At 71.7% G+C, this 26376-nt stretch carries 28 protein-coding genes; 12 read left to right on the plus strand and 16 right to left on the minus strand.

Annotated features, from left to right (window positions below; translation table 11 throughout):
- The first annotated feature begins 723 nt into the window (after window positions 1–723).
- Window positions 724–1941, plus strand: coding sequence for a phosphoserine phosphatase SerB (gene serB, locus FNH09_RS27365; RefSeq protein ID WP_152892576.1), 1218 nt, complete (start codon window positions 724–726; stop codon window positions 1939–1941).
- Between the two features lie 168 nt (window positions 1942–2109).
- On the opposite strand, the gene FNH09_RS27370 is transcribed toward serB, so the two are convergent.
- From FNH09_RS27370 to FNH09_RS27385, 4 genes are all read right to left on the minus strand, one after another.
- A complete protein-coding gene (locus FNH09_RS27370; protein WP_152892577.1) occupies window positions 2110–2628 on the minus strand; it encodes a SixA phosphatase family protein in 519 nt (172 codons plus the stop codon).
- A 108-nt stretch (window positions 2629–2736) separates the two neighbouring features.
- Window positions 2737–2949: a hypothetical protein gene (locus FNH09_RS27375; RefSeq protein WP_152892578.1), complete on the minus strand. Its 213-nt coding sequence runs from the start codon at window positions 2947–2949 to the stop codon at window positions 2737–2739.
- Between the two features lie 299 nt (window positions 2950–3248).
- The gene (locus FNH09_RS49590) at window positions 3249–3365 is read right to left on the minus strand and encodes an SGM_5486 family transporter-associated protein (RefSeq protein WP_152892579.1); all 117 of its coding nucleotides are present in this window, start codon (window positions 3363–3365) and stop codon (window positions 3249–3251) included.
- Window positions 3366–3412: 47 nt separating this feature from the next.
- Entirely contained in the window at window positions 3413–4786 is a 1374-nt protein-coding gene (locus FNH09_RS27385; RefSeq protein WP_420802785.1) for a CynX/NimT family MFS transporter, read from the minus strand.
- Window positions 4787–4868: 82 nt separating this feature from the next.
- Here FNH09_RS27385 and FNH09_RS27390 point away from each other — a divergent pair, with 82 nt between their 5' ends.
- Complete coding sequence (locus tag FNH09_RS27390) at window positions 4869–5558, plus strand: FadR/GntR family transcriptional regulator (RefSeq protein WP_152892581.1); 690 nt, start codon at window positions 4869–4871, stop codon at window positions 5556–5558.
- Here the strand turns inward: FNH09_RS27390 and FNH09_RS27395 are convergent.
- The 4 genes from FNH09_RS27395 to FNH09_RS27410 all read right to left on the minus strand — a co-directional run bounded on the left by FNH09_RS27395 (window position 5539) and on the right by FNH09_RS27410 (window position 8239).
- A complete protein-coding gene (locus FNH09_RS27395; RefSeq protein WP_162469181.1) occupies window positions 5539–5886 on the minus strand; it encodes a hypothetical protein in 348 nt (115 codons plus the stop codon). The genes FNH09_RS27390 and FNH09_RS27395 overlap by 20 nt on opposite strands.
- Before the next feature lie 175 nt (window positions 5887–6061).
- The gene (fabI, locus tag FNH09_RS27400) at window positions 6062–6829 is read right to left on the minus strand and encodes an enoyl-ACP reductase FabI (protein WP_152892582.1); all 768 of its coding nucleotides are present in this window, start codon (window positions 6827–6829) and stop codon (window positions 6062–6064) included.
- Window positions 6830–6834: 5 nt separating this feature from the next.
- Complete coding sequence (fabG, locus tag FNH09_RS27405) at window positions 6835–7554, minus strand: 3-oxoacyl-[acyl-carrier-protein] reductase (protein ID WP_152892583.1); 720 nt, start codon at window positions 7552–7554, stop codon at window positions 6835–6837.
- A 271-nt stretch (window positions 7555–7825) separates the two neighbouring features.
- A complete protein-coding gene (locus FNH09_RS27410; protein WP_420802786.1) occupies window positions 7826–8239 on the minus strand; it encodes an ATP-binding protein in 414 nt (137 codons plus the stop codon).
- A gap of 208 nt (window positions 8240–8447) precedes the next feature.
- Between FNH09_RS27410 and FNH09_RS27415 the strand changes: the two genes are divergently transcribed.
- The 5 genes from FNH09_RS27415 (at window position 8448) to tyrS (ending at window position 13927) form a co-directional block, all read left to right on the plus strand.
- Window positions 8448–9290 carry a helix-turn-helix domain-containing protein gene (locus FNH09_RS27415; protein WP_152892584.1) on the plus strand — a complete coding sequence of 281 codons (843 nt, stop codon included), beginning with the start codon at window positions 8448–8450 and terminating at the stop codon, window positions 9288–9290.
- Entirely contained in the window at window positions 9287–9487 is a 201-nt protein-coding gene (locus tag FNH09_RS27420; RefSeq protein ID WP_152892585.1) for a DUF397 domain-containing protein, read from the plus strand. Before FNH09_RS27415 ends, FNH09_RS27420 begins: the two co-directional genes overlap by 4 nt.
- A gap of 92 nt (window positions 9488–9579) precedes the next feature.
- Window positions 9580–11103: a metallopeptidase TldD-related protein gene (locus FNH09_RS27425; protein ID WP_162469182.1), complete on the plus strand. Its 1524-nt coding sequence runs from the start codon at window positions 9580–9582 to the stop codon at window positions 11101–11103.
- An 82-nt stretch (window positions 11104–11185) separates the two neighbouring features.
- Window positions 11186–12580 (plus strand): metallopeptidase TldD-related protein, encoded by a 1395-nt coding sequence (locus tag FNH09_RS27430; RefSeq protein ID WP_152892586.1) that lies wholly within the window; start codon window positions 11186–11188, stop codon window positions 12578–12580.
- Between the two features lie 78 nt (window positions 12581–12658).
- Window positions 12659–13927, plus strand: coding sequence for a tyrosine--tRNA ligase (gene tyrS, locus FNH09_RS27435; RefSeq protein WP_162469183.1), 1269 nt, complete (start codon window positions 12659–12661; stop codon window positions 13925–13927).
- Between the two features lie 105 nt (window positions 13928–14032).
- Here the strand turns inward: tyrS and FNH09_RS27440 are convergent, their stop codons facing one another.
- The gene (locus tag FNH09_RS27440) at window positions 14033–14311 is read right to left on the minus strand and encodes a GlsB/YeaQ/YmgE family stress response membrane protein (protein ID WP_152892587.1); all 279 of its coding nucleotides are present in this window, start codon (window positions 14309–14311) and stop codon (window positions 14033–14035) included.
- A gap of 234 nt (window positions 14312–14545) precedes the next feature.
- Between FNH09_RS27440 and FNH09_RS27445 the strand changes: the two genes are divergently transcribed.
- Both FNH09_RS27445 and FNH09_RS27450 read left to right on the plus strand, forming a co-directional pair.
- Complete coding sequence (locus FNH09_RS27445) at window positions 14546–14923, plus strand: DUF3099 domain-containing protein (RefSeq protein ID WP_152892588.1); 378 nt, start codon at window positions 14546–14548, stop codon at window positions 14921–14923.
- 186 nt (window positions 14924–15109) lie between these two features.
- Window positions 15110–15328 (plus strand): hypothetical protein, encoded by a 219-nt coding sequence (locus FNH09_RS27450; protein ID WP_162469184.1) that lies wholly within the window; start codon window positions 15110–15112, stop codon window positions 15326–15328.
- 60 nt (window positions 15329–15388) lie between these two features.
- Here the strand turns inward: FNH09_RS27450 and moaA are convergent, their stop codons facing one another.
- The 3 genes from moaA to FNH09_RS27465 form a co-directional block, all read right to left on the minus strand.
- Window positions 15389–16378 (minus strand): GTP 3',8-cyclase MoaA, encoded by a 990-nt coding sequence (moaA, locus tag FNH09_RS27455; protein WP_338017701.1) that lies wholly within the window; start codon window positions 16376–16378, stop codon window positions 15389–15391.
- 157 nt (window positions 16379–16535) lie between these two features.
- Complete coding sequence (locus tag FNH09_RS27460) at window positions 16536–18164, minus strand: solute symporter family protein (protein WP_152892589.1); 1629 nt, start codon at window positions 18162–18164, stop codon at window positions 16536–16538.
- Window positions 18161–18517, minus strand: a complete 357-nt coding sequence (locus FNH09_RS27465; RefSeq protein ID WP_162469185.1) for a DUF485 domain-containing protein — start codon at window positions 18515–18517, stop codon at window positions 18161–18163. Before FNH09_RS27465 ends, FNH09_RS27460 begins: the two co-directional genes overlap by 4 nt.
- A 262-nt stretch (window positions 18518–18779) precedes the next feature.
- Here FNH09_RS27465 and FNH09_RS27470 point away from each other — a divergent pair, with 262 nt between their 5' ends.
- From FNH09_RS27470 to FNH09_RS27480, 3 genes are all read left to right on the plus strand, one after another.
- Complete coding sequence (locus FNH09_RS27470; protein ID WP_152892590.1) at window positions 18780–20309, plus strand: S8 family peptidase; 1530 nt, start codon at window positions 18780–18782, stop codon at window positions 20307–20309.
- Between the two features lie 129 nt (window positions 20310–20438).
- Complete coding sequence (locus tag FNH09_RS27475; RefSeq protein WP_152892591.1) at window positions 20439–21806, plus strand: CoA transferase; 1368 nt, start codon at window positions 20439–20441, stop codon at window positions 21804–21806.
- Between the two features lie 108 nt (window positions 21807–21914).
- Entirely contained in the window at window positions 21915–22931 is a 1017-nt protein-coding gene (locus FNH09_RS27480; protein ID WP_162469186.1) for a CopD family protein, read from the plus strand.
- A 3-nt stretch (window positions 22932–22934) separates the two neighbouring features.
- Here FNH09_RS27480 and FNH09_RS27485 read toward each other — a convergent pair whose 3' ends face one another.
- The 4 genes from FNH09_RS27485 to FNH09_RS27500 all read right to left on the minus strand — a co-directional run bounded on the left by FNH09_RS27485 (window position 22935) and on the right by FNH09_RS27500 (window position 26260).
- Window positions 22935–23564, minus strand: a complete 630-nt coding sequence (locus FNH09_RS27485) for a cysteine hydrolase family protein (RefSeq protein ID WP_152892593.1) — start codon at window positions 23562–23564, stop codon at window positions 22935–22937.
- 63 nt (window positions 23565–23627) lie between these two features.
- Window positions 23628–24674, minus strand: coding sequence for a zinc-dependent alcohol dehydrogenase family protein (locus FNH09_RS27490; RefSeq protein ID WP_152892594.1), 1047 nt, complete (start codon window positions 24672–24674; stop codon window positions 23628–23630).
- Window positions 24675–24716: 42 nt separating this feature from the next.
- The gene (locus tag FNH09_RS27495; RefSeq protein ID WP_152892595.1) at window positions 24717–25382 is read right to left on the minus strand and encodes a lysoplasmalogenase; all 666 of its coding nucleotides are present in this window, start codon (window positions 25380–25382) and stop codon (window positions 24717–24719) included.
- Window positions 25379–26260: a sterol desaturase family protein gene (locus tag FNH09_RS27500; protein ID WP_152892596.1), complete on the minus strand. Its 882-nt coding sequence runs from the start codon at window positions 26258–26260 to the stop codon at window positions 25379–25381. The genes FNH09_RS27495 and FNH09_RS27500 overlap by 4 nt, the downstream gene beginning before the upstream one ends.
- Between the last annotated feature and the right edge of the window lie 116 nt (window positions 26261–26376).

The raw sequence follows: 26376 nt of genomic DNA on the forward strand, positions 1-26376 counted from the left end.
GGGGCCGGGGCGCAGGCCGGCGGCGGGGTTCCCGGGCCGTACGGGGCGGCGCGGCCGTACTCGGCGCCGTCGGGGCCGTACACCCCGGGTACGCCCCACCGGCCGCCCAACCCCGTCACCAATCCGTACCTCAGGCTGCCGGACGAGCTGCGCGAACCGCAGGACGCGCGGCCTCCGGACGGCGGGTCCGGCACCGGCGGGCCGGGTGACCCGGCCGGTGCGGGGGCGGCAGGTGAATCGGGCGGCGGACGGTGGTCTCGCGAGGAGCCGCCCGGAAAGCCGCCCGCGCACGACGACAGGTACGACGACAGGTACGACGACCCGCATGGCGACCGGCATGGCGACCGGTACGACGACCGGCATGGCGACCGGTACGACGACGTGTACGGGGCTCCGACCATGGCCCGGCCGATCGATCCGCCCCCACGGCGCTCCCCCGGCCGCTCCCCGGGCCCGCGTCCCGGGCAGCGGCCGCCGACGACGCAGCGGCCGCCGACGTCGCCGGAGGAGGGCCCGCCTCCCCCACCGCCGCCCGCGCCGAGAGGGCCCCGGTGAGCTGCGGCTCGGCCGTGGCCGCCGGCCGGCGGCCGGCTCGACGCGCCCGGGGTGCGGCCTTAGCCTGCTCGTAAGATGCCCGCTGTCCGGTGGACATGAAGTGTTATGTGTCCGTCAGACGGACGTGAGGCGCAAAAGGCACGGGGTGCCGGATACGGTGGTGACACCATGAGCGCTTCGCAGACCTCGACAGCTGACGTCCCCACTCTCCTCGTCAAGATCTTCGGCAAGGACAGGCCGGGCATCACCGCCGGCCTCTTCGACACCCTCGCCGCCTTCTCCGTCGACGTGGTCGACATCGAGCAGGTCGTCACCCGTGGCCGGATGGTGCTGTGCGTGCTCGTCACCGAGCCGTCCCCGGAGTTGCAGGGGGAGCTGCGGGCGACCGTCCACAGCTGGGCGGAGTCGATGAAGATGCAGGCGGAGATCATCTCCGGCATCGGCGACAACCGGCCGCGCGGTCACGGCCGCTCCCTGGTCACCGTGCTGGGTCATCCGCTCACCGCGGAGGCGACCGCCGCCGTCGCCGCCCGGATCACCAAGGCCGGCGGCAACATCGACCGTATCTTCCGGCTGGCCAAGTACCCCGTGACCGCGGTGGAGTTCGCGGTGTCCGGGGTGGAGACCGAACCCCTGCGCACCGCCCTGGTGACCGACGCGGCGGCGCTCGGCGTGGACATCGCGGTCGTCGCGGCGGGCCTGCACCGGCGCGCCCAGCGGCTGGTCGTCATGGACGTGGACTCCACGCTGATCCAGGACGAGGTGATCGAGCTCTTCGCCGCGCACGCCGGCTGCGAGGACAAGGTCGCCGAGGTGACGGCGGCCGCGATGCGCGGGGAGCTGGACTTCGAGCAGTCGCTGCACGCGCGCGTGGCCCTGCTGGAGGGGCTGGACGCCTCCGTGGTGGAGAAGGTGCGCGCCGAGGTGCGGCTCACCCCGGGGGCGCGCACGCTGATCCGTACGCTGAAGCGGCTGGGCTTCCAAGTGGGTGTCGTCTCCGGTGGGTTCACCCAGGTCACCGACGACCTCAAGGAGCGGCTCGGGCTGGACTTCGCCCAGGCCAACACCCTGGAGATCGTCGACGGGAAGCTGACCGGCCGGGTCACGGGCGAGATCGTGGACCGGGCGGGCAAGGCACGGCTGCTGCGCAGGTTCGCCGCCGAGGCGGGCGTACCGCTCGCCCAGACCGTGGCGATCGGCGACGGCGCCAATGACCTGGACATGCTCAACGCGGCGGGCCTGGGGGTCGCCTTCAACGCCAAGCCGGTGGTGCGCGAGGCGGCGCACACGGCGGTGAACGTGCCGTTCCTCGACACGGTGCTGTATCTGCTGGGCGTCACCCGCGAAGAGGTCGAGGCGGCGGACACCCACGACGACCAGAGCTGAACCGTTCCCTCACGCGCCTGCGGGCGGTGTCCGAGGCGAGCGACGACCCGCGGCCGACGCGTCCGGCGAACGGCGAACGGCAACGACGAACGGCCAGCGGCGAACGGCAACGACGAGGGGTCCTGCACCGAGCCGGTGCAGGACCCCTCGCACACTGCGGGTGAGCGCTCAGTCGCTCGGCGCCCAGTAGTCGACCAGGGTGGCCACGCCGGGCTCCAGGGTCTTCCAGGACCCCTCGAAGGTCAGCACGGCGAAGGCGGCGGCCGGGTAGCCCCGGGCGCTCATCCGCTGCCGGGCGTCGCCCTCGGCCGAGCCCGCCAGGATGTCGGCGAGGTTCTGCACACCCGGGTTGTGACCGACCAGGAGCAGGTTGTGCACGTCGTCGGGCGTCTCGTTGAGCAGGGCGATCAGCTCTCCGGGCGAGGCCTCGTAGATCCGCTCCTCGTAGGCGGTTTTCGGCCGGTGCGCGAACTCCGAGACGGCGATCTTCCAGGTCTCACGGGTCCGGACCGCCGTGGAGCACAGGGCCAGGTCGAAGTCGATGCCCGAGTCGGCGAGCTTGAGTCCGGCGACCGCGGCGTCCTTGCGGCCCCGGTCGGCGAGCGGCCGCTCGTGATCGGTCACCTGGGGCCAGTCGGCTTTCGCATGCCGGAAGAGGACAATCCTGCGGAATTCAGCGACGCTCATGGAATCCAGCTTCGCATGAAACACGCCATGGGGCGCAGGGAGTTGGGATGCGGTTTCACCGGCGGCTTCCGGTGCGGAGGCGGGCCCGGCGAGCCTGTGGCCGGCCTGTCAGTAGCGGCCCAGCAACTCCCGTACGCGCTCCAGGAGATGGGTGATCACCGGGTCGCTCGCGGCCGCCGCCTGGGCGTCGGACGGGTTCAGGATCAGCGCGAGGAGAATGATGAAGGCCAGCGTCGGGAGGGCGAGCGCCCACCAGGGCAGCCGGATGTCTGCGCGCCCCGTCGTCGCCGGGTGGGTCCGGGTGTGCATGGGGGCCGACATGGATGCCTCCGCTGGTCTCCGCGTGGTCCGTGGCCTGCCGGTCGCGGCCACAGCTCGAAGTTACGGAGTTCCGGGCCCCCAACCCATCCGGTGACCCACCCACTTGACCCTGACCCTTACCCCCTAGGGGACAGGGGGGCTGGCCCCACCATGGACGCCGCGACGGGCCGCCCGGCGCGGGAGCCGGTGGGGGGCCGTGGGCAGCGGATAGCCCCGGATCGCATCGGATCACGCCGGATCGCACCAGGTCAGACGGGCCGCGAGGGGCCCGAAGGGGCCCCGAGGAGGCGACGAGGGCGTCAGGGCGAGGCGATCGTGGCGATGACGGCGATGATCACGAAGATGGCGAGGAACGAGCCGAAGACCATGAGCATCTTCTTCTGGCCGTTCGGCGGATTCGGTTCGAGCACGGGCATGGGGCAAGTCTCGCACCCGCCGCCGACCGGGTGCCGCCGGGGTGCGGTCAGCGCGCCGCCTCGTCCTCCACCGTACGGTCGCGCCCGGCCAGCACGCCCACGGCCATCTGCGGGACCATCAGTGCCGCCATGAGCGCGATCGGCAGCCCCCAGCCGCCGCTGTGCTGGTAGAGCACGCCCACCAGCAGCGGGCCGGGGATCGAGATCAGATAGCCGGTGCTCTGCGCGAAGGCCGACAGCTGGGCCACGCCCACGCCGGTCCTGGCCCGCATCCCGACCATCGTCAGGGCCAGCGGGAAGGCACAGTTGGCGACGCCGAGCAGCACGGCCCAGGCCCAGGCGCCGCCGGCCGGGGCGAGGTACAGACCGGCGTACCCGGCCAGGCCGCAGGCGCCGAGCACGAGCACGATCGGGCCCTGGTGGGGCAGCCGGGTGGCCAGGCGCGGAATGACGAAGGCGAGCGGGACGCCCATCACCATCGTGACGGCCAGCAGCAGTCCGGCCGTGCTCGCGGGCACTCCGGCGTCCCGGAAGATCTGCGCCATCCAGCCCATGGTGATGTAGGCGGCCGTGGCCTGGAGGCCGAAGAAGACGGCGAGCGCCCAGGCGGTACGGCTGCGGGTGATCCGCAGCGCGGGCCGGTGCGGCTCCCCGGTCACCGACCCGGCCCCACGCTCCGACCCGGCCCCGGACACAGGCACGGAGACGGACGCGGGCTCGGGCGCGGTCATGGCGCCCCGGCCGCGCACCAGCGGCAGCCACGGCAGTACGGCCGCCGCGGCCAGGCCCGCCCAGACGGCGAGCCCGGTCTGCCAACTGCCGCCGAGCGCCTTGGTCATGGGCACGGTAACGGCCGCGGCGGTCGAGGTGCCGAGGGCCAGCGCCATGGAGTACAGACCGGTCATGGAGCCGACCCGGTCCGGGAACCAGCGCTTGACGATGACGGGCATCAGGACGTTGCTGACCGCTATGCCCATGAGGGCGAGCGCGCTGGCCGCGACGAAGCCGACCGTGCTGCCCGCGTACGGCCGTACGAGCAGACCGGCGGTGATCGCGACCATGCCCGCGCAGACCACCGCGGCCGGCCCGAAGCGGCGGGCGAGCCGGGGTGCCATGACGCCGAAGACGGCGAAGCAGAGCGGCGGCACCGAGGTGAGCACTCCGGCGAGGCTGCCGCTCATCCCGAGCCCGTCCCGGACCTCCTCCAGGAGGGCGCCGAGGCTGGTGATGGCGGGGCGGAGGTTGAGCGCGGACAGCACGATGCCGACGGCGACCAGACGCGGCACCCACGCGCGCGTGGCCGTGCCCTTGCCCGTGCCGCCGCCTGCGCTCGTCGCCGTGGTCGCGCTCGTCCCCGTGATCGCGTTCGTGTCCCTGTCCGTCTTCGCGGACGCCACCGTCCCGGTTCCCTCGTTCACCATGAGGTCCATCATAGAATCATGGGATGATTGGTTGTCCATCCCCGGGTGGCCCGCGACCGCCCGCCACGTGCGAAGGTGTGCCATGCCCCTGAGCCATCCCCGTCGCTCGGCGCTGTCCGAGCAGGTCATCGCCGAGCTGCGCAACCAGATCACCTCGGGCGAGTGGCCGGTCGGCTCCCGGATCCCGACCGAGCCCGAGCTCGTCGAGCAGCTCGGAGTCGCCCGCAACACGGTCCGCGAGGCGGTCCGGGCGCTCGCGCACAACGGTCTGCTGGACATCCGCCAGGGCTCCGGCACGTACGTCGTGGCGACCAGCGAGCTGGCGGGCGTGATGCACCGCCGCTTCTCCGGCGCCGATCCGCGGCACGTCGCCGAGCTGCGCTCCGCGCTGGAGTCCGCGGCGGCCCGGCTGGCGGCCGAACGGCGCACCGAGAAGGACCTCAAGCAGCTCGACACGCTGCTGCTGCGCCGCGAGGAGGCCTGGGCGTCGGGGGACGCGGAGGCGTTCGTGGTGGCCGACGCGACCTTCCATCTGGCGGTGGTGTCCGCGTCTCACAACGACGTCATGACCGCGATGCACGCGGACCTGGGCGAGGTGCTGCGCGACTGGCTGCGCGACGACGTCGGCAAGGAGCTGACGCCGGAGGGGTACATGGACCACACCCGGCTGGTCGACGCGATCCGCTCGGGCGACGCGGACACGGCCGCCGCGGAGGCGGCCGGCTATCCGCTGCTGTGCCGGCCGGGGCGCTTCAGCGCTTCTGGTGACTGATCCACACCGACCGCACCTCCATCCAGCACCGGCCGGCCAGTCGTACGGTCATCGCGGGCCCGGTGTCGACGGCGGGGCCGTCGACGTCGAGGTCCCACCAACGGTCGCACTCGACGTGCAGGGCGACGCGATCGATGTCGGCATAGGGGTTGTGGCAGTAGGCGACGACATGGGAGCCGTCGACGGTGGTCCGGCAGTCGGCCCCGAACGGCTGCCGCGGGGCCGGCTCTCCCGCCTTCACGCGCGGATGGGGCATCGCCTCGTACGGCAGGGACAGCACAAGAGCGACGGCTACGGTCACTGGGGCCAGGCTGTGGGACAGGCGCACAAGGGGGACCTCCTCGGCCGTGCTGGGGAGGATCTCGCGTGGGGTACGCGTTACTCCATTGTGCGCAACCGTCACCCGGACAGGCCTGGTCGAAGGGGCCGAACGGGTGACGCCCCGCCCCCCGCGCGCTGCGGGGAACGGGGCGTCGACGTCGTACGGGCGACCTAGGGAAGGATCACGCGCCGATGGCGTGCAGACCGCCGTCCACGTGGACGATCTCGCCGGTGGTCTTCGGGAACCAGTCGCTCAGCAGTGCGACGACACCCTTGCCGGCCGGCTCCGGGTCCTTGAGGTCCCACTCCAGCGGGGAGCGGCTGTCCCACACGGCGGCCAGATCGCTGAAGCCCGGGATGGACTTGGCGGCCATGGAGCCGAGCGGGCCCGCGGAGATGAGGTTGCAGCGGATGTTCTGCTTGCCCAGGTCACGCGCGATGTAGCGGCTGGTGGCCTCCAGGGCGGCCTTGGCCGGGCCCATCCAGTCGTACTGCGGCCACGCGAAGGACGCGTCGAAGGTGAGGCCGACGACCGAGCCGCCGTTCTGCATCAGCGGCAGGCAGGCCATGGTCAGCGACTTCAGCGAGAACGCCGAGACGTGCATGGCGGTGGACACCGACTCGAACGGGGTGTTGAGGAAGTTGCCGCCGAGCGCGTCCTGCGGCGCGAAGCCGATGGAGTGCACGACGCCGTCCAGGCCGCCGAGCTCCTCGCCGACGACGTCGGCCAGCCGGGCGAGGTGCTCCTCGTTCGTGACGTCCAGCTCGATGACCTTGGCAGGCTTCGGCAGCTTCTTGGCGATGCGCTCGGTCAGGGTGGGGCGCGGGAACGCGGTCAGGATGACCTCGGCGCCCTCCTCCTGGGCCAGCCGGGCGGTGTGGAAGGCGATCGAGGCCTCCGTCAGCACACCGGTGATCAGGACACGCTTGCCCTCGAGAATTCCGCTCATGGTGATCAGTGACCCATTCCCAGTCCGCCGTCAACGGGAATGACGGCTCCAGTGATGTACGAGGCGTCGTCCGAGGCGAGGAACCGCACCGTCGCGGCGATCTCCTCCGGCTGCGCGTACCGGCCGAGCGGGACCTGCGAGACGATGCCCGCGCGCTGCTCGTCGGTGAGCACCTTGGTCATGTCGGTGTCGACGAAACCGGGCGCGACGACGTTGAAGGTGATGTTGCGCGAACCCAGCTCACGGGCGAGCGAGCGCGCGAAGCCGACCAGGGCGGCCTTGGAGGCGGCGTAGTTGGCCTGTCCGGCGGAGCCGAGCAGTCCGACCACCGACGAGATGAGGACGACCCGGCCCTTCTTGGCCCGCAGCATGCCGCGGTTGGCGCGCTTGACCACGCGGAAGGTGCCGGTGAGGTTGGTGTCGACGACCGAGGTGAAGTCCTCCTCGGACATGCGCATCAGGAGCTGGTCCTTGGTGACACCGGCGTTGGCGATCAGGACCTCCACCGGGCCGTGCGCGGCCTCGATCTCCTTGTAGGCCTGCTCCACCTGCTCGGTGTCGGTGATGTCGCACTTGACGGCCAGGCAGCCCAGCTCGGTCAGCGCAGCCGGGGGCTCGCCCGACCGGTACGTGATGGCGACCTTGTCGCCGGCATCGGCGAACGCGCGGGCGATGGCGAGGCCGATGCCCCGGTTTCCTCCGGTGACGAGAACCGAGCGGCTCAACGGATCACCCTTTCCGTAGGGGTTTGACACACCCGCCCGAAAAACAGGACCACAGGCGGCTTCCCCGAAAACCTATCGGTAGGGGCCTGCCTGCATGGAAGCGGGCACCGACAGTGGCACACCCTGAGTCATGTCGGGTTCCTACAGTGCATCGATCAAGGGCTCAGGCCTCCGGACCTGGCGCGCAGGCGGGTCCCGCCCACCCCGACGGCCTCCGGCATTCACCCGTTCGGAACGCGGTCCGATGACTCGCAGTAGTCGCACCGGTCGGTCAGGGGATCGGTCCGGACAGTCCGCACTCCGCCCATACGGTCTTCCCCGGACCCGAGCGCGCGTCCACGCCCCAGCGCGTCGCCACGGTCGCCACGAGGAGCAGGCCCCGCCCGCCGTCCGCGTCCGCGGGACCGGCGCCCGACCGCCGGGGCTCCGGGCGCCCCATGTGGGTGTCGGCCACCTCGACGCGCACGACCGCGGCGGTACGGTCGCAGCGCAGCCGCAGTTCGAAGTCCCGGCCGGGGACACGGCCGTGCAGCACGGCGTTGGCGGCGAGTTCGGCGACGACGAGGGCGACGGTGTCGGACACCGGGCTGCCGTACGGAACACCCCAGACGTCCAGCCGGTGCGCGGCCAGTCTGCGGGCGAGCCGCGCCCCGCGGCGGGTGGCGGAGAACCGCTGGACGAACACACTTACGGTAACGGCCTCTTGGGCCTGCGGTGCGGGCATGCGGCCAGGGTTCCGGCCCCGTCCACTCCCTCAACAGGCACGACACCCATACAGACGGACCTGTATCAGTGCACACTCTGGACCGGGTGGGTAACTCTCCGTGACTCTGGGTGGACAGGGCCGGTTCAGCGGGGGGCGGCGACGGCGTGAGCACGGGAGGCGCGCGGAGATGACGGACCACGGCGGCGGCACGAACACGGAACCCGAGCTCTCCGACAGTCTCAAGACCTACGGAGCGGTCCTGAAGGCACTGCGGGAGGAATCCGGCCTGACCCAGGAGGAGTTCGCCCTGCGGGTGCGGTACTCGGCCGCGTACGTCGCCAAGATCGAGCAGGGCAAGAGGTTCCCGCCGGCGGATCTGCCCGCGCGGGCGGAGGAGGTGCTGGGGCCGGTCGCCCTCAAGGTGCTCGGCGCGGCGGCGAGGAGCCTGAGCCGGCGGGCGGGACTGGCCTCGTGGTTCAGGCAGTGGGCGGGGATCGAGGAGGAGGCGATCTCCTTGTACGCGTACGAGTGCCGGGCGGTTCCGGGGCTGTTGCAGCCGGAGGACTACGCGCGGGCGGTGTTCGAGCGTCAGCTTCCGCCGTTCACCGAGGAACAGATCGACAGCAAGGTGGCGGCCCGCCTCGAACGCCAGGCGTTACTGGCCGAGCGCCCGAACACCGCGTTCACGTTCATCGTCGAGCAGGCCGTCCTGGAACGCCGAGTAGGTGGCACACCGGTCACCAGGACGGTCATCGACCACCTGCTGAACGTCGGACGGCGGACCAACGTCGAGATCCAGATCATGCCTCTCCATCAGGAGGACCACTGCGGAACCGATGGTCAGCTGTACCTGGCCGAGTCGCCCGGACACCAGTGGTTCGGTTACACGGAGGGGCATCGGTCGAGCACTCTGATCGCCGACCCCGGTGAGGTCAGTGTCCTCCATCAGCGCTATGGCAAGCTGCGTTCCCAGGCCCTGGATTGCCGGGCTACGGTGAACCTGCTGGAACAGATGCGAGGAGCGCTATGAGCATCACCCCTGAGCTGAGCTGGTTCAAGAGCAGTTACAGCGGCGGAGACGGCGACAACTGCATCGAGATCGCCGTACGCCCCGAAGCCGTCCGTGTCCGTGACTCCAAGGACAAGGGGATCCGCCCTCTCGTCGTCACGCCGAGCGCCTGGGCGGCGTTCACGGAACTCGCGGCGCGTTCCTCGCTGGACGGCTGAGTCGGCGTCGGACGTGATGTTCGTGGGAGGGTACGGGAGTTGGTCCCGTACCCTCCCACTGTTCTGCGAGAAGCCCGAAGGGATCCCCATCCGTGCCCCATGAAATCGATCAGTCATTTCTGGCACTGCCCCTCAGGGCTCTTGCCGACGCCGCGCTCGCACGCGCGCGTGCGCTCGGCGCGCAGCACGCGGACTTCCGGTTCGAGCGGGTGCGCAGCGCGTCGTGGCGGCTGCGGGACGCGAAGCCGTCGGGGTCGTCCGACACCACGGACCTCGGGTACGCGGTGCGGGTCGTGCACGGCGGCACGTGGGGGTTCGCGTCGGGGGTGGATCTGACGATGGACGCGGCGGCCAAGGTCGCCTCCCAGGCGGTGGCGATGGCCAAGCTGTCCGCCCAGGTGATCAGGGCGGCCGGGTCCGACGAACTGGTGGAGCTCGCCGACGAACCCGTGCACGCGGAGAAGACCTGGGTCTCGTCGTACGAGATCGATCCGTTCGGCGTGCCCGACGAGGAGAAGGCGGGGCTGCTGGCGCAGTGGAGCGGGCAGCTGCTGGCGGCGCCCGGCATCAACCATGTCGACGCCTCGCTGCTCACCGTGCACGAGAACAAGTTCTACGCGGACACCGCCGGGACCGTCACCACGCAGCAGCGGGTGCGGCTGCATCCGCAGCTGACCGCGGTGTCGGTGGACGAGTCGAGCGGCGAGTTCGACTCGATGCGGACCATCGCGCCGCCCGTGGGCCGCGGCTGGGAGTACCTGACCGGCACGGGCTGGGACTGGGAGTCGGAGCTGGCGCAGCTGCCGGAGCTGCTGGCGGAGAAGATGCGGGCGCCGAGCGTCGAGCCGGGTCTGTACGACCTGGTGGTCGACCCGTCCAACCTGTGGCTGACGATCCACGAGTCCATCGGGCACGCGACCGAGCTGGACCGCGCGCTCGGCTACGAGGCCGCGTACGCCGGTACCTCGTTCGCCACCTTCGACCAGCTCGGCACGTTGCGGTACGGCTCGCCGCAGATGAACGTCACGGGTGACCGGACGGCGGAGCACGGCCTGGCGACCGTCGGGTACGACGACGAGGGCGTCGAGGCGCAGTCCTGGGACCTGGTGAAGGACGGCACCCTGGTCGGCTACCAGCTGGACCGGCGGACGGCGCGGCTGACCGGGTTCGAGCGGTCCAACGGATGCGCGTTCGCCGACTCGCCGGGCCATGTGCCCGTGCAGCGCATGGCCAACGTGTCGCTGCGGCCCGATCCCGCGGGGATGTCCACGGAGGACCTGATCGGCGGTGTCGACCGGGGTGTCTACGTCGTCGGGGACCGGTCCTGGTCCATCGACATGCAGCGGTACAACTTCCAGTTCACCGGGCAGCGCTTCTTCAAGATCGAGAACGGGCGGATCACCGGTCAGCTGCGGGAGGTCGCCTACCAGGCCACGACCACCGACTTCTGGGGGTCCATGGAGGCCGTCGGCGGCCCGCAGACGTATGTCCTCGGCGGCGCGTTCAACTGCGGGAAGGCCCAGCCGGGCCAGGTCGCGGCGGTCTCCCACGGCTGCCCGTCCGCCCTGTTCAGGGGCGTCAACATCCTCAACACCACGCAGGAGGCCGGCCGATGAGCGCCCGCATCCGGATCGGCCGGGGGTCCGGGGGTCGTCCCCCGGGCAAGCACAGTCTCAACACCACGCAGGAGGCCGGCCGATGAGCGCCCGTCCGAGCAAGCCGCACGAGGTCGTCGAGCGGGCCCTGGCGCTGTCGCGGGCGGACGGGTGTGTCGTCATCGCCGACGAGCACTCCACCGCCAACCTGCGCTGGGCGGGCAACGCGCTCACCACGAACGGGGTCACGCGCGGGCGCACGCTCACGGTGATCGCGACCGTGGACGGCAAGGAGGGCACCGCCTCCGGTGTGGTGTCGCGGTCCGCGGTGACGGCGCAGGAGCTGGAGCCGCTGGTGCGGGCCGCCGAGGCCGCCGCGCGTGCCGCGGGACCGGCCGAGGACGCGCAGCCGCTGGTCACCGGCGTGTCGGAGTCCCCCGGCTTCACCGAGGCGCCGGTGGAGACCTCCTCCGCGGTGTTCGCCGACTTCGCCCCGGCGCTCGGGGAGTCGTTCGCCCGCGCGCGTGCGGGCGGACGCGAGCTGTACGGCTTCGCCAACCACGAGCTGGTGTCGACCTATCTCGGTACGTCGACGGGGCTGCGGCTGCGGCACGACCAGCCCAACGGGACGCTGGAGGTCAACGCCAAGTCGCCGGACCGTACCCGGTCGGCCTGGGCCGGACGGTCGACCCGGGACTTCAAGGACGTGGACCCCGCCGCGCTGGACGCGGAGCTGGCCGTACGGCTGGGCTGGGCGGAGCGCCGGGTGGCGCTGCCCGCGGGGCGCTACGAGACGCTGCTGCCGCCGACCGCGGTCGCCGACCTGCTGATCTACCAGATGTGGTCGGCGTCGGGGCGGGACGCGACCGAGGGTCGGACGGTCTTCTCCAAGCCGGGTGGCGGCACCCGTATGGGCGAGCGGCTGTCGGAACTGCCGCTGACCCTGCGCAGCGACCCGAACGAGCCCGGTCTGGAGACCGCGCCCTTCGTGATCGCGCACTCCTCGCACGGCGACCAGTCGGTGTTCGACAACGGACTGCCGGTCCGGGCGACCGAATGGGTCGGGGCGGGTGAGCTGACGAACCTCACGACCACCCGCCACAGTGCCGGTCTGACCGGGCTGCCGGTGGCACCGGCGATCGACAACCTGATCCTGGACGGGGGCACGGACCGCTCGCTGGAGGAGATGGTGGCGGACACCGGGCGGGGGCTGCTGCTGACCTGTCTGTGGTACATCCGCGAGGTCGACCCGGCGACCCTGCTGCTCACCGGGCTGACCCGGGACGGCGTCTACCTGGTCGAGAACGGCGAGGTCACCGGCGAGGTCAACAACTTCCGGTTCAACGAGTCGCCGGTCGACCTGCTGGGGCGGGCGACGGAGGCGGGACGCACCGAAAAGACGCTGCCGCGCGAGTGGAGCGACTGGTTCACTAGGGCGGCGATGCCCGCGCTGCGGGTGCCGGACTTCAATATGAGCTCTGTCAGCCAGGGCGTATAACCTCGTAGCCACGGTCGTCGCCCGACGGCCGTCGCCCTACGCCCTACGCCAAAAAACGCCCAAGGAGATACGAGAACCGTGACGGACATCGTCGACGAGCTGAAGTGGCGGGGCCTGTTCGCCCTGTCCACCGACGAAGAGGCTTTGCGCAAGGCGCTCGCGGACGGTCCCGTCACGTTCTATTGCGGCTTCGACCCGACCGCGGCGAGCCTGCACGTCGGCCACCTGGTGCAGGTGCTCACCATGCGCCGGCTCCAGCAGGCGGGCCTGCGCCCGCTGGCCCTGGTCGGCGGTGCCACGGGCCAGATCGGTGACCCCCGTCCGACGGCCGAGCGCACGCTGAACGACCCGGAGACGGTCGCGAACTGGGTGAACCGGCTGCGCTCGCAGATCGAGCCGTTCCTGTCCTTCGAGGGCGAGAACGCCGCGGTCATGGTGAACAACCTGGACTGGACGGCCGGGCTGTCGGCCATCGAGTTCCTGCGGGACATCGGCAAGCACTTCCGCGTCAACAAGATGCTCACCAAGGACTCGGTCGCCCGGCGCCTGGAGTCCGAGGAGGGCATCAGCTACACGGAGTTCAGCTACCAGCTGCTCCAGGGCATGGACTTCCTGGAGCTGTACCGGCGCCACGGCTGCACCTTGCAGCAGGGCGGCAGCGACCAGTGGGGCAACCTCACCGCGGGTCTCGATCTGATCCACCGCCTGGAGCCGCACGCCCAGGTGCACGCGCTGGCGACGCCGCTGATGGTCAAGGCGGACGGCACCAAGTTCGGCAAGACCGAGGGCGGCGCCATCTGGCTCGACCCCGAGATGACGACGCCGTACGCGTTCTACCAGTTCTGGCTGAACGTGGACGACCGGGACATCTCGACGTACATGCGCATCCTGTCCTTCCGCTCCCGTGAGGAGCTGGAGGAGCTGGAGCAGCAGACCGCGGAGCGTCCGCAGGCGCGCGCCGCCCAGCGCGCGCTGGCCGAGGAGCTGACGACCCTGGTGCACGGCGCCGACCAGACGGCCGCCGTGATCGCCGCGTCCAAGGCGCTGTTCGGGCAGGGCGAGCTGACCGACCTGGACGACCGGACGCTGGCCGCGGCCCTGTCCGAGGTGCCGCACATCAAGGTCGGCGCGCTCGGCCCGGTCGTGGACCTGTTCGCCGAGGTCGGGCTGGTGGCCAGCAAGTCGGCCGCCCGTCGCACGGTCAAGGAGGGCGGCGCCTACGTGAACAACGTCAAGGTCGCCGCCGAGGACGCGGTCCCCGCCCCCGAGGACCTGCTGCACGGGCGCTGGCTGGTGCTGCGCCGGGGCAAGAAGAACCTGGCGGCCGTCGAGGTCGAGGCCGGCTGAGTTTCCCGGCCGGCCGGGCCGGACCGGGCGAAGGGGTGGCTTCCCGTGCGGGAGGCCACCCCTTCGCCGTGCGCGCCCGGGCGGTCCGCCGTGCCGTGGCGCCCCTCAGGCTCGATGCTCCCTGCTGCCCCGCAGGGACATGTACGCCATGTCGCCGACGGCGACGATGATGATCGCGGCCACCAGCTGGAAGAGGTGCCGGGTCCAGTCGATGCCGGGGGTCTGGGCGACCCCGAGTCCGCGGGCGATCGCGTTGCCCGCGACGGCGCCGAGGATGCCGAAGATGGTGGTCAGCCACAGAGGGCTGTGCTGCTTGCCCGGGATGATCGCCTTGGCGATCAGGCCCAGCACGAACCCCACGATGATGGCCCACAACCAGCCCATGACTGCCTCCTCGCACAACTTGACGTGAGCAGTACGGTCAGTGTCCGCCCGTCCCCCGTACGGCGCATGTCGGGTCCGGGCGTACAGGTGTCGGCGCAGGTGGATCGCCCGGACGGGACGCGCCCCGGTCTCGAAGGCGGCGCAGCCGCGGCGTAACGTGGAACCTGTTCGGACCCGGTTTTCCGGCCGGGCGGCGGCCTGGGAGAGTCCGATGCGGGCGGATGGTGGAATGTGATGCGGAAGCTGCACGGTGGGGGCGACGCAGAGGTCTTCCGGATCACCGGAGCGCGCCGGAGCCTCCAGGACGACGTGCGCGGCCGGCAGCGCCGGTACGTCATCTCGATGACCATCCGTACCCTGTCGGTGATCCTCGCGGCGACCCTGTGGGGCGTGGAACGGCACGTCGCGATCGTGGCGCTGGTCCTGGGCGCCGTGCTGCCCTACATCGCGGTGGTCGTCGCCAACGCCGGGCGGGAGAACGCGCCCTCGCTGCCGACGACGTTCGTGACCTTGCCGACGCCGCCGATGATCGAGCCGCCGTCGACGCCGGAGGAGTCCGCGGAATCCGTCCCGGAGGACGCGACGGGCGATCGTACTGAGCGTCAGCCATGAGCACGCTGTGCGCCAAGCTCAAGAAAAGCTCAGATCTATCCTGCTGTTCCGGCTCCCGACGGCCGGTTACCCGTGACATACTTCGTACGCGCTCCGCATCCCCCGTCGGAGCGACAGACCGACGCCGGGCAGCTCCCCCCGTGGCTGCTCGGCGTCGCCTTGTGTGCGCACCTGTGAGAGACATCCGTGAGTGACGAGACCCCTGTCTGTTCCGCGAAGGGCTGCCGCGCCGACGCCGTGTGGGTCCTCGCGTGGAACAACCCGAAGATCCACACCCCGGAGCGCCGCAAGACCTGGCTCGCGTGCGACGAGCACCGTGAGCACCTGTCGCAGTTCCTGGGGGTGCGGGGTTTCCTCAAGGACGTGGTGAAGTTCGCGGAGTGGACCGCGCCCGAGGGCGCCTGACCATCCGCCCGGCCTTCGGGCCGCCCCGGGGCCGCGGCGCTTCGGTGCCGCGTGTTCCGGTCAGCCGCCGATCGCGGACATCGGGCGGTCGGGCTGGAGGAACGAGGGGTCGTCCAGACCAGATCCGGCCTTCTTTCCCCACATCGCCAGCCGCCAGATCCGGGCGATCTCCTCGTCGGGGGCGCCGCCGCGCAGTGCGGCGCGCAGGTCCGTCTCCTCGGTGGCGAACAGACAGGTGCGGATCTGGCCGTCGGCGGTGAGCCGGGTGCGGTCGCAGGCCGCGCAGAACGGCCGGGTGACGGAGGCGATGACGCCGACGCGGTGCGGTCCTCCGTCGACGATCCAGCGCTCGGCCGGGGCCGAGCCGCGCTCCTCGGATCCCTCGGCGGTCAGCTCGAAGCGGGTGCGCAGCGAGTCGAGGATGTCGCCCGCGGTCACCATGCCCTCGCGCTTCCAGCCGTGCTGGGCGTCCAGCGGCATCTGCTCGATGAAACGCAGTTCGTAGGCGTGTTCCATCGCCCAGGCGAGCAGGTCGGGGGCCTCGTCGTCGTTCAGGCCCGGTATCAGGACGGCGTTGACCTTGACGGGGAGCAGGCCCGCCTCGGCGGCGGCGGCCAGGCCCGCGAGGACGTCGTGGTGGCGGTCGCGGCGGGTCAGGGCCTTGAAGACGTCGGGACGCAGGGTGTCCAGCGAGACGTTCACCCGGTCCAGGCCCGCGGTCTTCAGCGCCTCGGCGGTGCGGCGCAGGCCGATGCCGTTGGTGGTGAGGGACATGCGCGGGCGGGGGGCGAGGGCCGCGACCCGCTCGACGATGCCGACCAGTCCGGGGCGCAGCAGGGGCTCGCCGCCGGTGAAACGGACCTCTTCGATGCCCAGCGAGGTGACCGCGACGTCGATCAGCCGGACGATCTCGTCGTCGGTGAGCAGATCGGGCTTGGACAGCCACTGCAAGCCCTCCTCGGGCATGCAGTAGGCGCAGCGCAGATTGCACCGGTCGGTGAGCGAGACCCTCAGGTCGGTGGCCACTCGGCCGTAGGTGTCGATGAGCACGTGGGCCCCCTCCCTCGTCGCGGATCGAATCCAGTTCCGTCAGCTTGAGCCTACGTGACGTCGCCGACAACACCGGTTGCCGATCCCCCGGGACACGGCGCGGCCGCGCCGCCGGGACCCTGCGGTCCCCGCGACGCGGCCGCGGACTCCGTGCCGGTCAGTGTGCTCCGGTGCCGGTCAGCGACCTGACCTCCAGTTCGGCGTACTTGCCGGAGTCGGGGGTCTCCTTGGACAGCAGGGTGCCGACGACACCGAGCAGGAAGCCGACCGGGATGGAGATGATGCCCGGGTTCTCCAGCGGGAACCAGTGGAAGTCGACGTCCGGGAACATCGACGTGGGCTTGCCCGAGACGACCGGCGAGAACAGCACCAGGCCGACCGCCGTGACCAGGCCGCCGTAGATCGACCACAGCGCCCCGGAGGTGGTGAACCGCTTCCAGAAGAGGCTGTAGAGGATGGTCGGCAGGTTGGCGGAGGCGGCGACCGCGAAGGCGAGGGCGACCAGGCCGGCCACGTTCAGGTCGCGGGCCAGGGCGCCGAGCACGATGGAGACGGCGCCGATCCCGACGGTCGCCCAGCGGGCCGCGCCGAGCTCCTGCTTCTCGGTGGCGGTGCCCTTCTTGATGACGTTGGCGTAGATGTCGTGGGCGAAGGACGAGGAGGAGGCCAGGGTCAGGCCCGCGACGACCGCGAGGATCGTGGCGAACGCGACCGCCGAGATGGTCGCCAGCAGGATCGCGCCCCAGTTGGAGTCGACGCCGCCGAGATGGAGCGCCAGCAGCGGGGCGGCGGTGTTGCCCGCCTTGTTGGAGGCGATGATCTCGTCGGGCTTGATGAGCGCGGCGGCGCCGAAGCCGAGGGCGAGCGTCATCAGGTAGAAGGCGCCGATCAGGCCGATCGCCCAGATCACGGACTTGCGGGCGGCCTTGGCGGTGGGAACCGTGTAGAAGCGGATCAGGATGTGCGGCAGGCCGGCGGTGCCGAGGACCAGCGCGATGCCGAGCGAGATGAAGTCGAGCTTGGTGGTGCCCGTGGCGCCGTACTTCAGGCCGGGCTCCAGGAAGGCGCTGCCCTTGCCGCTGTTGTCGGCGGCCGAGCCGAGCAGGTCCGAGATGTTGAAGTGGAACTTCAGCAGGACCAGGAAGGTCAGCAGCAGGGCGCCCGCGATGAGCAGGACCGCCTTGACCATCTGGACCCAGGTGGTGCCCTTCATGCCGCCGATGGTGACGTACACGATCATCAGGACGCCGACCAGGGCGACGATGCCGATCTTGCCGCCGTCGCTGGTGATGCCGAGCAGCAGCGAGACCAGGACGCCCGCGCCGGCCATCTGCGCCAGCAGGTAGAAGATCGACACGACGATGGTGGAGGTGCCGGCCGCCGTGCGGACCGGGCGCTGGCGCATGCGGTACGCCAGGACGTCACCCATCGTGTAGCGGCCGGAGTTGCGCAGCGGTTCGGCCACCAGGAGCAGGGCGACCAGCCAGGCGACCAGGAAGCCGATGGAGTACAGGAAGCCGTCGTAGCCGAAGAGGGCGATCGCGCCCGCGATGCCGAGGAAGGACGCGGCGGACATGTAGTCGCCGGAGACGGCGAGTCCGTTCTGGAAGGCGGTGAACTGGCGTCCGCCGGCGTAGAAGTCGGCGGCGTCCTTGGTCTGGCGGCCCGCCCAGACGGTGATGACGAGGGTCGCGGCGACGAAGACCGCGAACAGGGTGATGATCAGCGGCCGGTGCTCGCTCGCCTCGCCCGCGGCGAGGTGTACGTGGGTGATCGCGGGGCTCATGCGCCGCCCTCCATCCGGGACTTGATGGCTTCGGCCTTGGGGTCGAGCCGGTCGGCGGCGTGCCGCGCGGTCCACCAGGCGATGAGGAAGGTGGTGAGGAACTGGGCGAGACCCAGACCCAGGGCCACGTTGACGTTGCCGAACAGCTTGGTGCCCATGAAGTCGCCCGCGTAGCTCGACAGCAGGACGAACAGCAGGTACCAGGCGATGAAGGCGACCGTCAGCGGGAAGGCGAACGAGCGGTAGGAACGGCGCAGCTCACCGAACTCTGCGCTCTCCTGCACCGCGACGAACTCCTCTGTGGAGGGCAGCCGGTGTTCGGTTTTCGAAGGGGGCGGTGCGTCCGTGGCCACGGGGTCTCCTCGCGTTACGGGTGCGGTGACGTCGGTGAACGACAGGCGCGGGCGGGCGGTCACCCTCCCGCGTCCTGTTCGAGGTCACGGCGCCCGGCCGGACGCGGTTCAACTCGGTGCGCTTATTTCCCAAGTCGCCCACGAAAGTCATTGCTGGCCAAGGAGTCCGGAAGATAACTTCACCCTGCACCACCCGTCATGTACCTGCCCGAGCACGACCTGTGTCTCGGGCGGTTTTGTTTCCGGATGATGTGGAGATCCCATGGCTCATCTGCGTTCAAGTCGTCGGCTCGCCCTTGCCGTGCCCGTCGTGCTGTCCCTGACCGCGTCGCTCGGCTTCCTGCCGGCGGCGGCCTCGGCCGCGCCGCGCACGCAGTCAGCGGCCCAGGCGGCCGACGCGGGGACCTTCGCGTACGTCGTCAACACCAAGGTGGACCACCGCACGATCGCGTCGGTCGAGAAGGCGGTCGTCGCGGCCGGCGGCACCGTCGTCGTGGCGTACGACAAGATCGGTGTGATCGTCGCCCACTCCTCGAACCCGGGCTTCGCCGCGCAGATCCGTACGGTGCGCGGGGTGCAGTCGGCGGGCGCGACGCGCACCTCGCCGGTCACCGCGGAGGGCACGACGGACGAGGGAGCGGTCCAGTACCTGTCCAAGGCGGAGGCGGCGAAGGTGGCCGCGAGCAGCACGGCCGCGGGCCAGGAGCCCCTTGAGGCCGACCAGTGGGACCTGCGCGCGATAGGCGCCGACAAGGCCGCCACGATCAACCCGGGCAGCCGGAACGTGACCGTCGCCGTCATCGACACCGGTGTGGACGACACCCACCCCGACATCGCCCCGAACTTCTCCGCCTCGCAGTCCGCGAACTGTGTGAGCGGCAAGCCCGACACCACGTACGGCGCCTGGCGGCCGGTCGACGCCGACCACTACCACGGCACCCATGTGGCGGGCGAGATAGCCGCGGCGCGCAACGGCATCGGGGTCGCGGGCGTCGCCCCCGGGGTGAAGGTCGCGAGCATCACGGTGGCCCAGCCGGACGCGAACAGCCTGTTCTTCCCGGAGAGCGTGGTGTGCGCGTTCGTCTTCGCCGCCGATCACGGCGTGGAGATCACCAACAACAGCTATTACATCGACCCTTGGCTCTACAACTGCATGGACGACCCGGACCAGAAGGCCATCGTCGACGCGGTCAACAGGGCGCAGCTCTACGCCCGTTCGAAGGGCACGCTGAACGTCGCCTCGGCGGGCAACTCCAATGACGACCTCGACTCGAACGCGCTGGTCGACGACTCCAGCCCGGACGACTCGACCGCCGTGACCCGGACGGTCGACCCGCACAAGTGCTTCGACATCCCGACCCAGTTGCCGGGTGTCGTCACCGTGAGCGCGACGGGCGTCAAGGGCACGAAGTCGTACTACTCCAGCTACGGCGACGGTGTCGTCGACGTCGCCGGTCCGGGCGGCGACAAGTACCAGATCCCGGACACCCCGTCGGCGAACGGCCGCATCCTGTCGACGCTGCCCAACAACCAGTACGGGTTCCTCCAGGGCACCTCGATGGCCTCCCCGCACGTGGCCGCGGTGGCCGCGCTGCTGAAGTCGGCCCACCCGAACGCGACGCCGGCGATGCTCCAGGCGCTGCTCAAGGCACAGGCGGACAACCCCGGTTGCCCGACCGCGCCGTACGACGGCAACGGCGACGGGGTCGTGGACGCGACCTGCGTGGGCGGCAAGCGCGTCAACGGCTTCTACGGCTTCGGCATCGTCAACGCGCTGCGTGCGGTGAAGTAGCTCCGGACAGACAGGCGGACAGACGGACGGCGGACGGGCCGGGGGGCATCTCTCCGGCCCGTTCGTCGTCCCGGCGTTGTCCGTACTCCGCTGCATATATTGATTCAATCAATACTGCATAGTGCAGTCATGATTGGAATCAAGTACGCATGGACCGAGCTGGGCGGCGATCCCGCCCTCCTCGCGCACGGTTCGACCGTCGTACGGCACGGAGCCCTCGCGGCCCGGCTTCCGGTACGGGAGCTGGCGCGGCTGTGCGTGGGCACCTGCGCGCTGGCCGCCGCCGAACTCGGGGCGCGCCGGGCCGGACTGCCCCGGGTGCCCGGGGTCCACGTGGACGACGGGGCCGTGGCGACCGCGTTCGTCAGCGAACGGCACCTGCTGGTCGACGGACGGGCCCCGGTCGCCTTCGCGCCGCTGTCGCGGCTGTGGCGGACCGCCGACGGCTGGGTGCGCACCCACGCCAACTACCCGCACCACCGGGCACGGTTGCTGGGTGCGCTGGGCCTCGGGGACGACGCGACCGTGGACGAGGTGGCCGGTCTGCTGGCCGAGCGGTCCGCCCTGGCGGTGGAGGAGACGGTGTACGAGGCGGGCGGCCTCGCCGTCGCCCTGCGCACCGCGCGGGAGTGGGCCGCACACCCGCAGGCGGCCGCGCTCGCCGCGCGGCCGCTGGTGGAGCGCGGACGGCTGGACTCCGCGCCCGTGCGCGCGCTCGCCCCGGTCGACGGCGGTCCGCTGCGGCCCGCCGCCGGGCTGCGCGTCCTGGACCTCACCCGGGTGATCGCCGGTCCGGTCGCCACCCGCACACTCGCCCTGCTGGGCGCAGACGTGCTGCGCGTCGACTCCCCGCGACTGCCCGAACTCCCCGACGCGCACGCCGACACGGGCTTCGGGAAGCGGTCGGCGGTACTGGACCTGGCGACCGACCGGCGTGCCTTCGAGGAGCTGCTCGCGGCGGCCGACGTGGTGGTCACCGGGTACCGGCCGGGCGCCCTGGACCGGTTCGGGCTCTCCCCCGAGGCGCTGGCCGAGCGCAGGCCCGGGGTGGTCGTGGCGCAACTGTCGGCGTGGGGCGCGTACGGGCCGTGGGGCCATCGGCGCGGCTTCGACAGCCTGGTGCAGGTGGCCACCGGGATCGCGGCGACCGAGGGTTCGCCGGAGCGGCCCGGCGCGCTGCCGGCCCAGGCCCTCGACCACGGCACGGGCTATCTGCTCGCCGCCGGGGTGCTGCGGGCGCTGACCGAGCAGTCGTACGAGGGCGGCAGCCGGTTCGTCCGACTGGCGCTGGCGCGGACGGCGGCCTGGCTCGCGGAGATCACGCCGGGGGTGCCCGGGAACGTACCGTACGAGGGTCCACAGCCGTGGCTGGCCGGGAGCGACAGCGGGATCGGGCGGCTGCGGTACGCGCTGCCGCCGGTGTCCTTCGAGGGCGGCCCTGCCGACTGGGCGCGGCCGCCGGGGCCGTGGGGCGCGGACGAGGCGCGCTGGGCGTGAGCGGGGTCGGGGCGGGGCGGCCGGGGTCACGGTGCCCTTGCGGAAGGTGACTTGCCAGTTGTCCTGATGGAGTTGCCCCGTTCTGTGCGGGATGGCGACGATCCTGACGTGACTTCGACACGACCGGTTTCCGAGGCCTCCGCCACCGGTGGGGCGAGCGGCACCGGCCGCCCCGGCAAGGGCCCGGCCGTCGCCGTGCTCGTGCTGGTGGCGCTCGGCGCGCTGATCCCGCTGCTCGGGCCGTCCGCCGCGCTGCACGGCACGGGCGAGGCCGCCGCGCCGGCCACCGGGGGCATCGCGCTGCTGCGGACGGTGCTCTTCGGGGCGCTGTGCGTCCCGGTGGGCGAACTCTTCGCCGACCGCCTGGCCGCACGGGTGCCCGGTGCGCCCGCCGGGGCGCCGCGCGCCTGGGCCCCGTACGCGGCCGCCGCCGGATTCCTCGCGGCGCTGGCGCTCGCCTCGGTCGTGGCCACCGGCAACCTGGTGCCGCACGGCCTCGCGCAGATCGACGTCGGCGGCCTGTACCGCACGTACGACGGCCGGCTCGCGCTGCTGGAGGTCGACGCCTTCGCCGTGGCGGGCCTGTGCGCGCTGTCGCGGCGGCCGGGCAGCCAGGTGGTGCCGCTGGCCGCGGTGGCCGTCGCGGAGGCGCTGCGCGCGCATCCCCCGGCCGAGCACGGCGCGTCGACGGGCTCGGCGCTGACGTTCGTGCATCTGACCTGTGCCGCGCTGTGGGCGGGCGGTCTGCTGCGGGTGCTGCGCACGCTCGGACCCTGGCGCGGGAGTGCGGCGGGCACGGCGCTGCTGGGCCGCTACGCGCGCGTGGCGGCCGTACTGCTGGCGGTGATCACCGCGACGGGGGTGTGGAGCACGCTGCGCCGGATGCCCGCGGACACGGTCCTGGACCAGTTGACGACGACCGCGTACGGGCGCGCCCTGCTCGCCAAGGTCTTCCTCGTGGCCGCCGTCGCCCTGCTGGCCCTGTGGGCGCGGATCCGGCTGCGCCGCGCCCCCGACCCGCTGGCCGCCGCCTCCCCCGCGCGGGCCGAGGCCGTCGCGCTGGGGGTGGTGGTCGCGGTGTCGGGACTGCTGACGGCGCTGCCGCTGCCGATCCGCTGGAGCTGACCGTCAGGTCCGGGATCCGTCGAAGGCGGCGAGGAGCCGGTCCGTGGTGACGATGGCCTGGGCGAAGGTGGGGCCGTTGAGTTCGTGGGCGGCGCGCATCATCTCGGGGCCGAGGGCCGCGGTGGCGTCGCGGACCAGCGTCACGTGATAGCCGAGCTCCATGGCGAAACGAGCGGTGGCCTCGACGCAGGTGTTGGCCAACACGCCGACGAGCACCACGTGGGTGATCCCGTGCTGCTTGAGCTGCATGTCCAGGTCCGTGTTGGCGAACCCGCTCGACCCCCAGTGCTCCTGGACGACGGTCTCGCCCGCCCGCGGCCGGAGGTCCGGGTGGAACTCGCCGCCCCAGGAGCCCCTGGCGAAGTGGTGGGACCGCTGGATCTTCCGCTGCGAGGGGGTCGGGTGGTCCCACGTCTCGTAGTCGCCCGGCTCCCAGCGGCGGTGCGGCACGAAAACCACCCGAACCCCGGTCGCCCGCGCCGAGGCGATCACCGAGCGCAGATGGTCCAGCAGACCGACCTCGTCGGCCACGGGCTCCAGCCGCGGCCAGACCTTGCCGCCCTCCGAGAGGAAGTCGTTGTACGGGTCGATCAGCAGCACGGCCGTGCGGCCCGGGTCGTAGGTCTCGGTCATGGTCCCAGTGTGGCCGCGCGCCGCCCGGCCCGCGCGGACACGGGCCGGGCGGCGCGGCCGGGCTCAGCCGTTGGTGACGAGGACCTTGAGGGCGGTGCGCTCGTCCATCGCCTTGTAGCCGTCGGGGACGCCCTCGATGCCGACCGTCATGTCGAAGACGGGCGACGGGTCGATCGTGCCGTCGAGGACGTCGGGCAGCAGGTCGGGGATGTAGGTGCGGACCGGTGCGACGCCGCCGCGCAGGGCGATGTTCCGGTCGAACATGACACCGAGGTCGAGTCCGGTGCCGCTGCCGTGGGGCACGCCCACGAAGCCGATGGCGCCGCCGTCCCGGGTGACCTCCACGGCCGTCCGCATCGACTGCTCGGTGCCGACCGCCTCGACCACGCAGTGCGCGCCCTGGCCGCGGGTGAGCTCACGGACCGCCGCGACGGCCGCCTCCCCGCGCTCGGCGACGACGTCGGTGGCGCCGAAGCGGCGGGCGATGTCGGTACGGACCTCGTGCCGGCCCAGGGCGATGATCCGCTCCGCGCCGAGCCGCTTGGCGGCCAGCACCGCGCACAGGCCGACGGCCCCGTCACCGACGACGGCGACCGTGGCACCCGGACGGGCTCCCGCGCCGAGGGCGGCGTGGTGGCCGGTGCCGAGCACGTCGGAGAGGGTGAGCAGGGCGGTCAGCAGCCGGTCGTCGGAGGCCGCCTCCTTGGGCAGCTGGACGAGCGTGCCGTCGGCGAAGGGGACGCGCACGGCCTCGCCCTGGCCGCCGTCGTGGCCGACGGCGCCCCAGAACCCGCCGTGCTCGCAGGACGTCGTCAGGCCCTCCCGGCAGTAGTCGCAGACGCCGTCGGACCACATGAAGGGGGCGACGACGAGGTCGCCGCGCCGGAAGCCGGTCACCTCGCCGCCGGTCTCCTCGACCACACCCAGGAACTCGTGGCCGATCCGCTGCCCCGGCTGCCGGGCCGCGGTGCCGCGGTAGGCCCACAGGTCGCTGCCGCAGATGCAGGCGCGCAGCACCCGGACGACGGCGTCGGTGGGCAACTGCACCACCGGCTCGGGCACGTCCTCCACCCGCATGTCGTAGGGGGCGTGGATGGTGGTGGCGCGCATGTCGAGGATCCTTCTCGTGCGGGTTCGTGCGGTGCGGTGCGCTCAGGGGGTGGTCGAGCGCACTTCACCGTACGTCGCCGCGGGCACCTGCCGCTCACCGAGGGTGCCCTGGACCAGCAGGAACTGCGCGGCGGCATAGGTCAGCATCACCCAGAAGCCGGGGTACGGCGGCTGCGGCCAGTCGGCGAGAGAGGTCGCGATCAGGGTGTCGGAGACCATGAACAGCGCGCCGCCGAGCCCCGCGACCAGCCCGAACCGGCCGGCCGCGGCGCAGGCCATGGCGGTGAGCAGGGCACTGTAGGCGGCGACCGGGACGCGCAGCCCCGCGGGCAGGTCCGGCCACAGCAGCACCACGAGGGTGATCAGGACCACGGCGTAGCCGGGCACGAGCAGACCGGCACGCACGCGTGGGGAGCCCGCCGTGCGGAACAGGGTCAGATAGCAGACGTGCCCGGCGGCGAAGGCGGCCATCCCGGCGAGGAAGGCGGGGTCGGCGTCGGACAGCAGCAGGACGTCCCCGGCCCAGCCGCACAGGAGGGCGGCGACCAGCGCACGGGGCGCGCCGCGCAGCACCGCGCAGGCGGCGAGGAGCGGCAGCAGCAGCGACTTGGCGACCGTGTGCCCGGCGTCCGCGCCGGTCAGTACGAAGACCAGGTCGGCCGCGGCGACCAGGCCGAAGGCGACGAGCAGGTAGCGGGCGGCTCTCATGCGGCGCCGGCCTCCTCGACGGAGGCGCCTACGGGAGTGCCGACGGCCGGTGCCGGCTGCCAGCCCGGCCCGCGGAACACCCGTCCGGCGCGCTCGCGCCAACTGCGCGCCACCCTCAGGTCCCTGGCGATGGCGACGTACTCGTGGGTGGCGACCCGCAGCGGGTTGTAGGTGGCGATGTTCTTCGTCAGCCCGTACACCGGCCGCTCGGTCTCCGGCGCGAACGATCCGAACAGCCGGTCCCAGACGATCAGGATCCCGCCGAAGTTGCGGTCGAGGTAGCCGCCCTGGGAGGCGTGGTGCACCCGGTGGTGGGACGGCGTGTTGAACACGAACTCGTACCACCGGGGCATCCGGTCGATCCGCTCGGTGTGGATCCAGAACTGGTAGACGAGGTTGACGGAGGAGCAGAACGCGAGCGCGGCCGGGTGCACACCGGCGGCCACGAGGGGCAGGTAGAACGGCCAGGACGTCAGCGAGGTCCACGGCTGGCGCAGGGCGGTGGTGAGGTTGAACTTCCGGCTGGAGTGGTGGACCACGTGGCAGGCCCACAGGAGCCGGATGACGTGGTGGCCGCGGTGCGACCAGTAGTAGAAGAAGTCCTGGGCGAGCAGCATCAGCGGGATCGTCCACCACAGGACGGGCACCCGCAGCGGGGTCACCGCGTAGACCGCCGTGTAGAGGGCGACGATCGGGATCTTCCAGAAGAAGTCGAAGACGAGGCTGCCGAGTCCCATGCCGACGCTCGTCGCGGCGTCCTTGGCCGCGTATCCGGCCGCGTCCTCGTCGGGATGGAGGCGGACGCTGATCATCTCGATCACGGTGAGCAGCACGAAGGCGGGTATCGACCACAGCACGACGTCGGGCAGGTTCGGCATGGACGCACCGTAGAACCGCTGGTCGCCGGGGACTAGATGCCGTTACCCACAAGTATTACCGGAGGTACGCGCTTGCTTCTTGGTGATCTCCGCCAACAGGCGGCCCGCCCTCAGCC

The organism is Streptomyces adustus (assembly GCF_009377175.1).
Lineage (GTDB): Bacteria > Actinomycetota > Actinomycetes > Streptomycetales > Streptomycetaceae > Streptomyces > Streptomyces adustus.

Bases quoted from the DNA above. Each gene is read 5' to 3' on its own strand.
- serB (WP_152892576.1), top strand. From the start codon at position 724: ATGAGCGCTTCGCAGACCTCGACAGCTGACGTCCCCACTCTCCTCGTC.
- FNH09_RS27370 (WP_152892577.1), bottom strand. From the start codon at position 2,628: ATGAGCGTCGCTGAATTCCGCAGGATTGTCCTCTTCCGGCATGCGAAA.
- FNH09_RS27375 (WP_152892578.1), bottom strand. From the start codon at position 2,949: ATGTCGGCCCCCATGCACACCCGGACCCACCCGGCGACGACGGGGCGC.
- FNH09_RS49590 (WP_152892579.1), bottom strand. From the start codon at position 3,365: ATGCCCGTGCTCGAACCGAATCCGCCGAACGGCCAGAAGAAGATGCTC.
- FNH09_RS27385 (WP_420802785.1), bottom strand. From the start codon at position 4,786: ATGGTGAACGAGGGAACCGGGACGGTGGCGTCCGCGAAGACGGACAGG.
- FNH09_RS27390 (WP_152892581.1), top strand. From the start codon at position 4,869: ATGCCCCTGAGCCATCCCCGTCGCTCGGCGCTGTCCGAGCAGGTCATC.
- fabI (WP_152892582.1), bottom strand. From the start codon at position 6,829: ATGAGCGGAATTCTCGAGGGCAAGCGTGTCCTGATCACCGGTGTGCTG.
- FNH09_RS27415 (WP_152892584.1), top strand. From the start codon at position 8,448: ATGACGGACCACGGCGGCGGCACGAACACGGAACCCGAGCTCTCCGAC.
- FNH09_RS27420 (WP_152892585.1), top strand. From the start codon at position 9,287: ATGAGCATCACCCCTGAGCTGAGCTGGTTCAAGAGCAGTTACAGCGGC.
- FNH09_RS27430 (WP_152892586.1), top strand. From the start codon at position 11,186: ATGAGCGCCCGTCCGAGCAAGCCGCACGAGGTCGTCGAGCGGGCCCTG.
- FNH09_RS27440 (WP_152892587.1), bottom strand. From the start codon at position 14,311: ATGGGCTGGTTGTGGGCCATCATCGTGGGGTTCGTGCTGGGCCTGATC.
- FNH09_RS27445 (WP_152892588.1), top strand. From the start codon at position 14,546: ATGCGGAAGCTGCACGGTGGGGGCGACGCAGAGGTCTTCCGGATCACC.
- FNH09_RS27460 (WP_152892589.1), bottom strand. From the start codon at position 18,164: ATGAGCCCCGCGATCACCCACGTACACCTCGCCGCGGGCGAGGCGAGC.
- FNH09_RS27470 (WP_152892590.1), top strand. From the start codon at position 18,780: ATGGCTCATCTGCGTTCAAGTCGTCGGCTCGCCCTTGCCGTGCCCGTC.
- FNH09_RS27475 (WP_152892591.1), top strand. From the start codon at position 20,439: ATGATTGGAATCAAGTACGCATGGACCGAGCTGGGCGGCGATCCCGCC.
- FNH09_RS27485 (WP_152892593.1), bottom strand. From the start codon at position 23,564: ATGACCGAGACCTACGACCCGGGCCGCACGGCCGTGCTGCTGATCGAC.
- FNH09_RS27490 (WP_152892594.1), bottom strand. From the start codon at position 24,674: ATGCGCGCCACCACCATCCACGCCCCCTACGACATGCGGGTGGAGGAC.
- FNH09_RS27495 (WP_152892595.1), bottom strand. From the start codon at position 25,382: ATGAGAGCCGCCCGCTACCTGCTCGTCGCCTTCGGCCTGGTCGCCGCG.
- FNH09_RS27500 (WP_152892596.1), bottom strand. From the start codon at position 26,260: ATGCCGAACCTGCCCGACGTCGTGCTGTGGTCGATACCCGCCTTCGTG.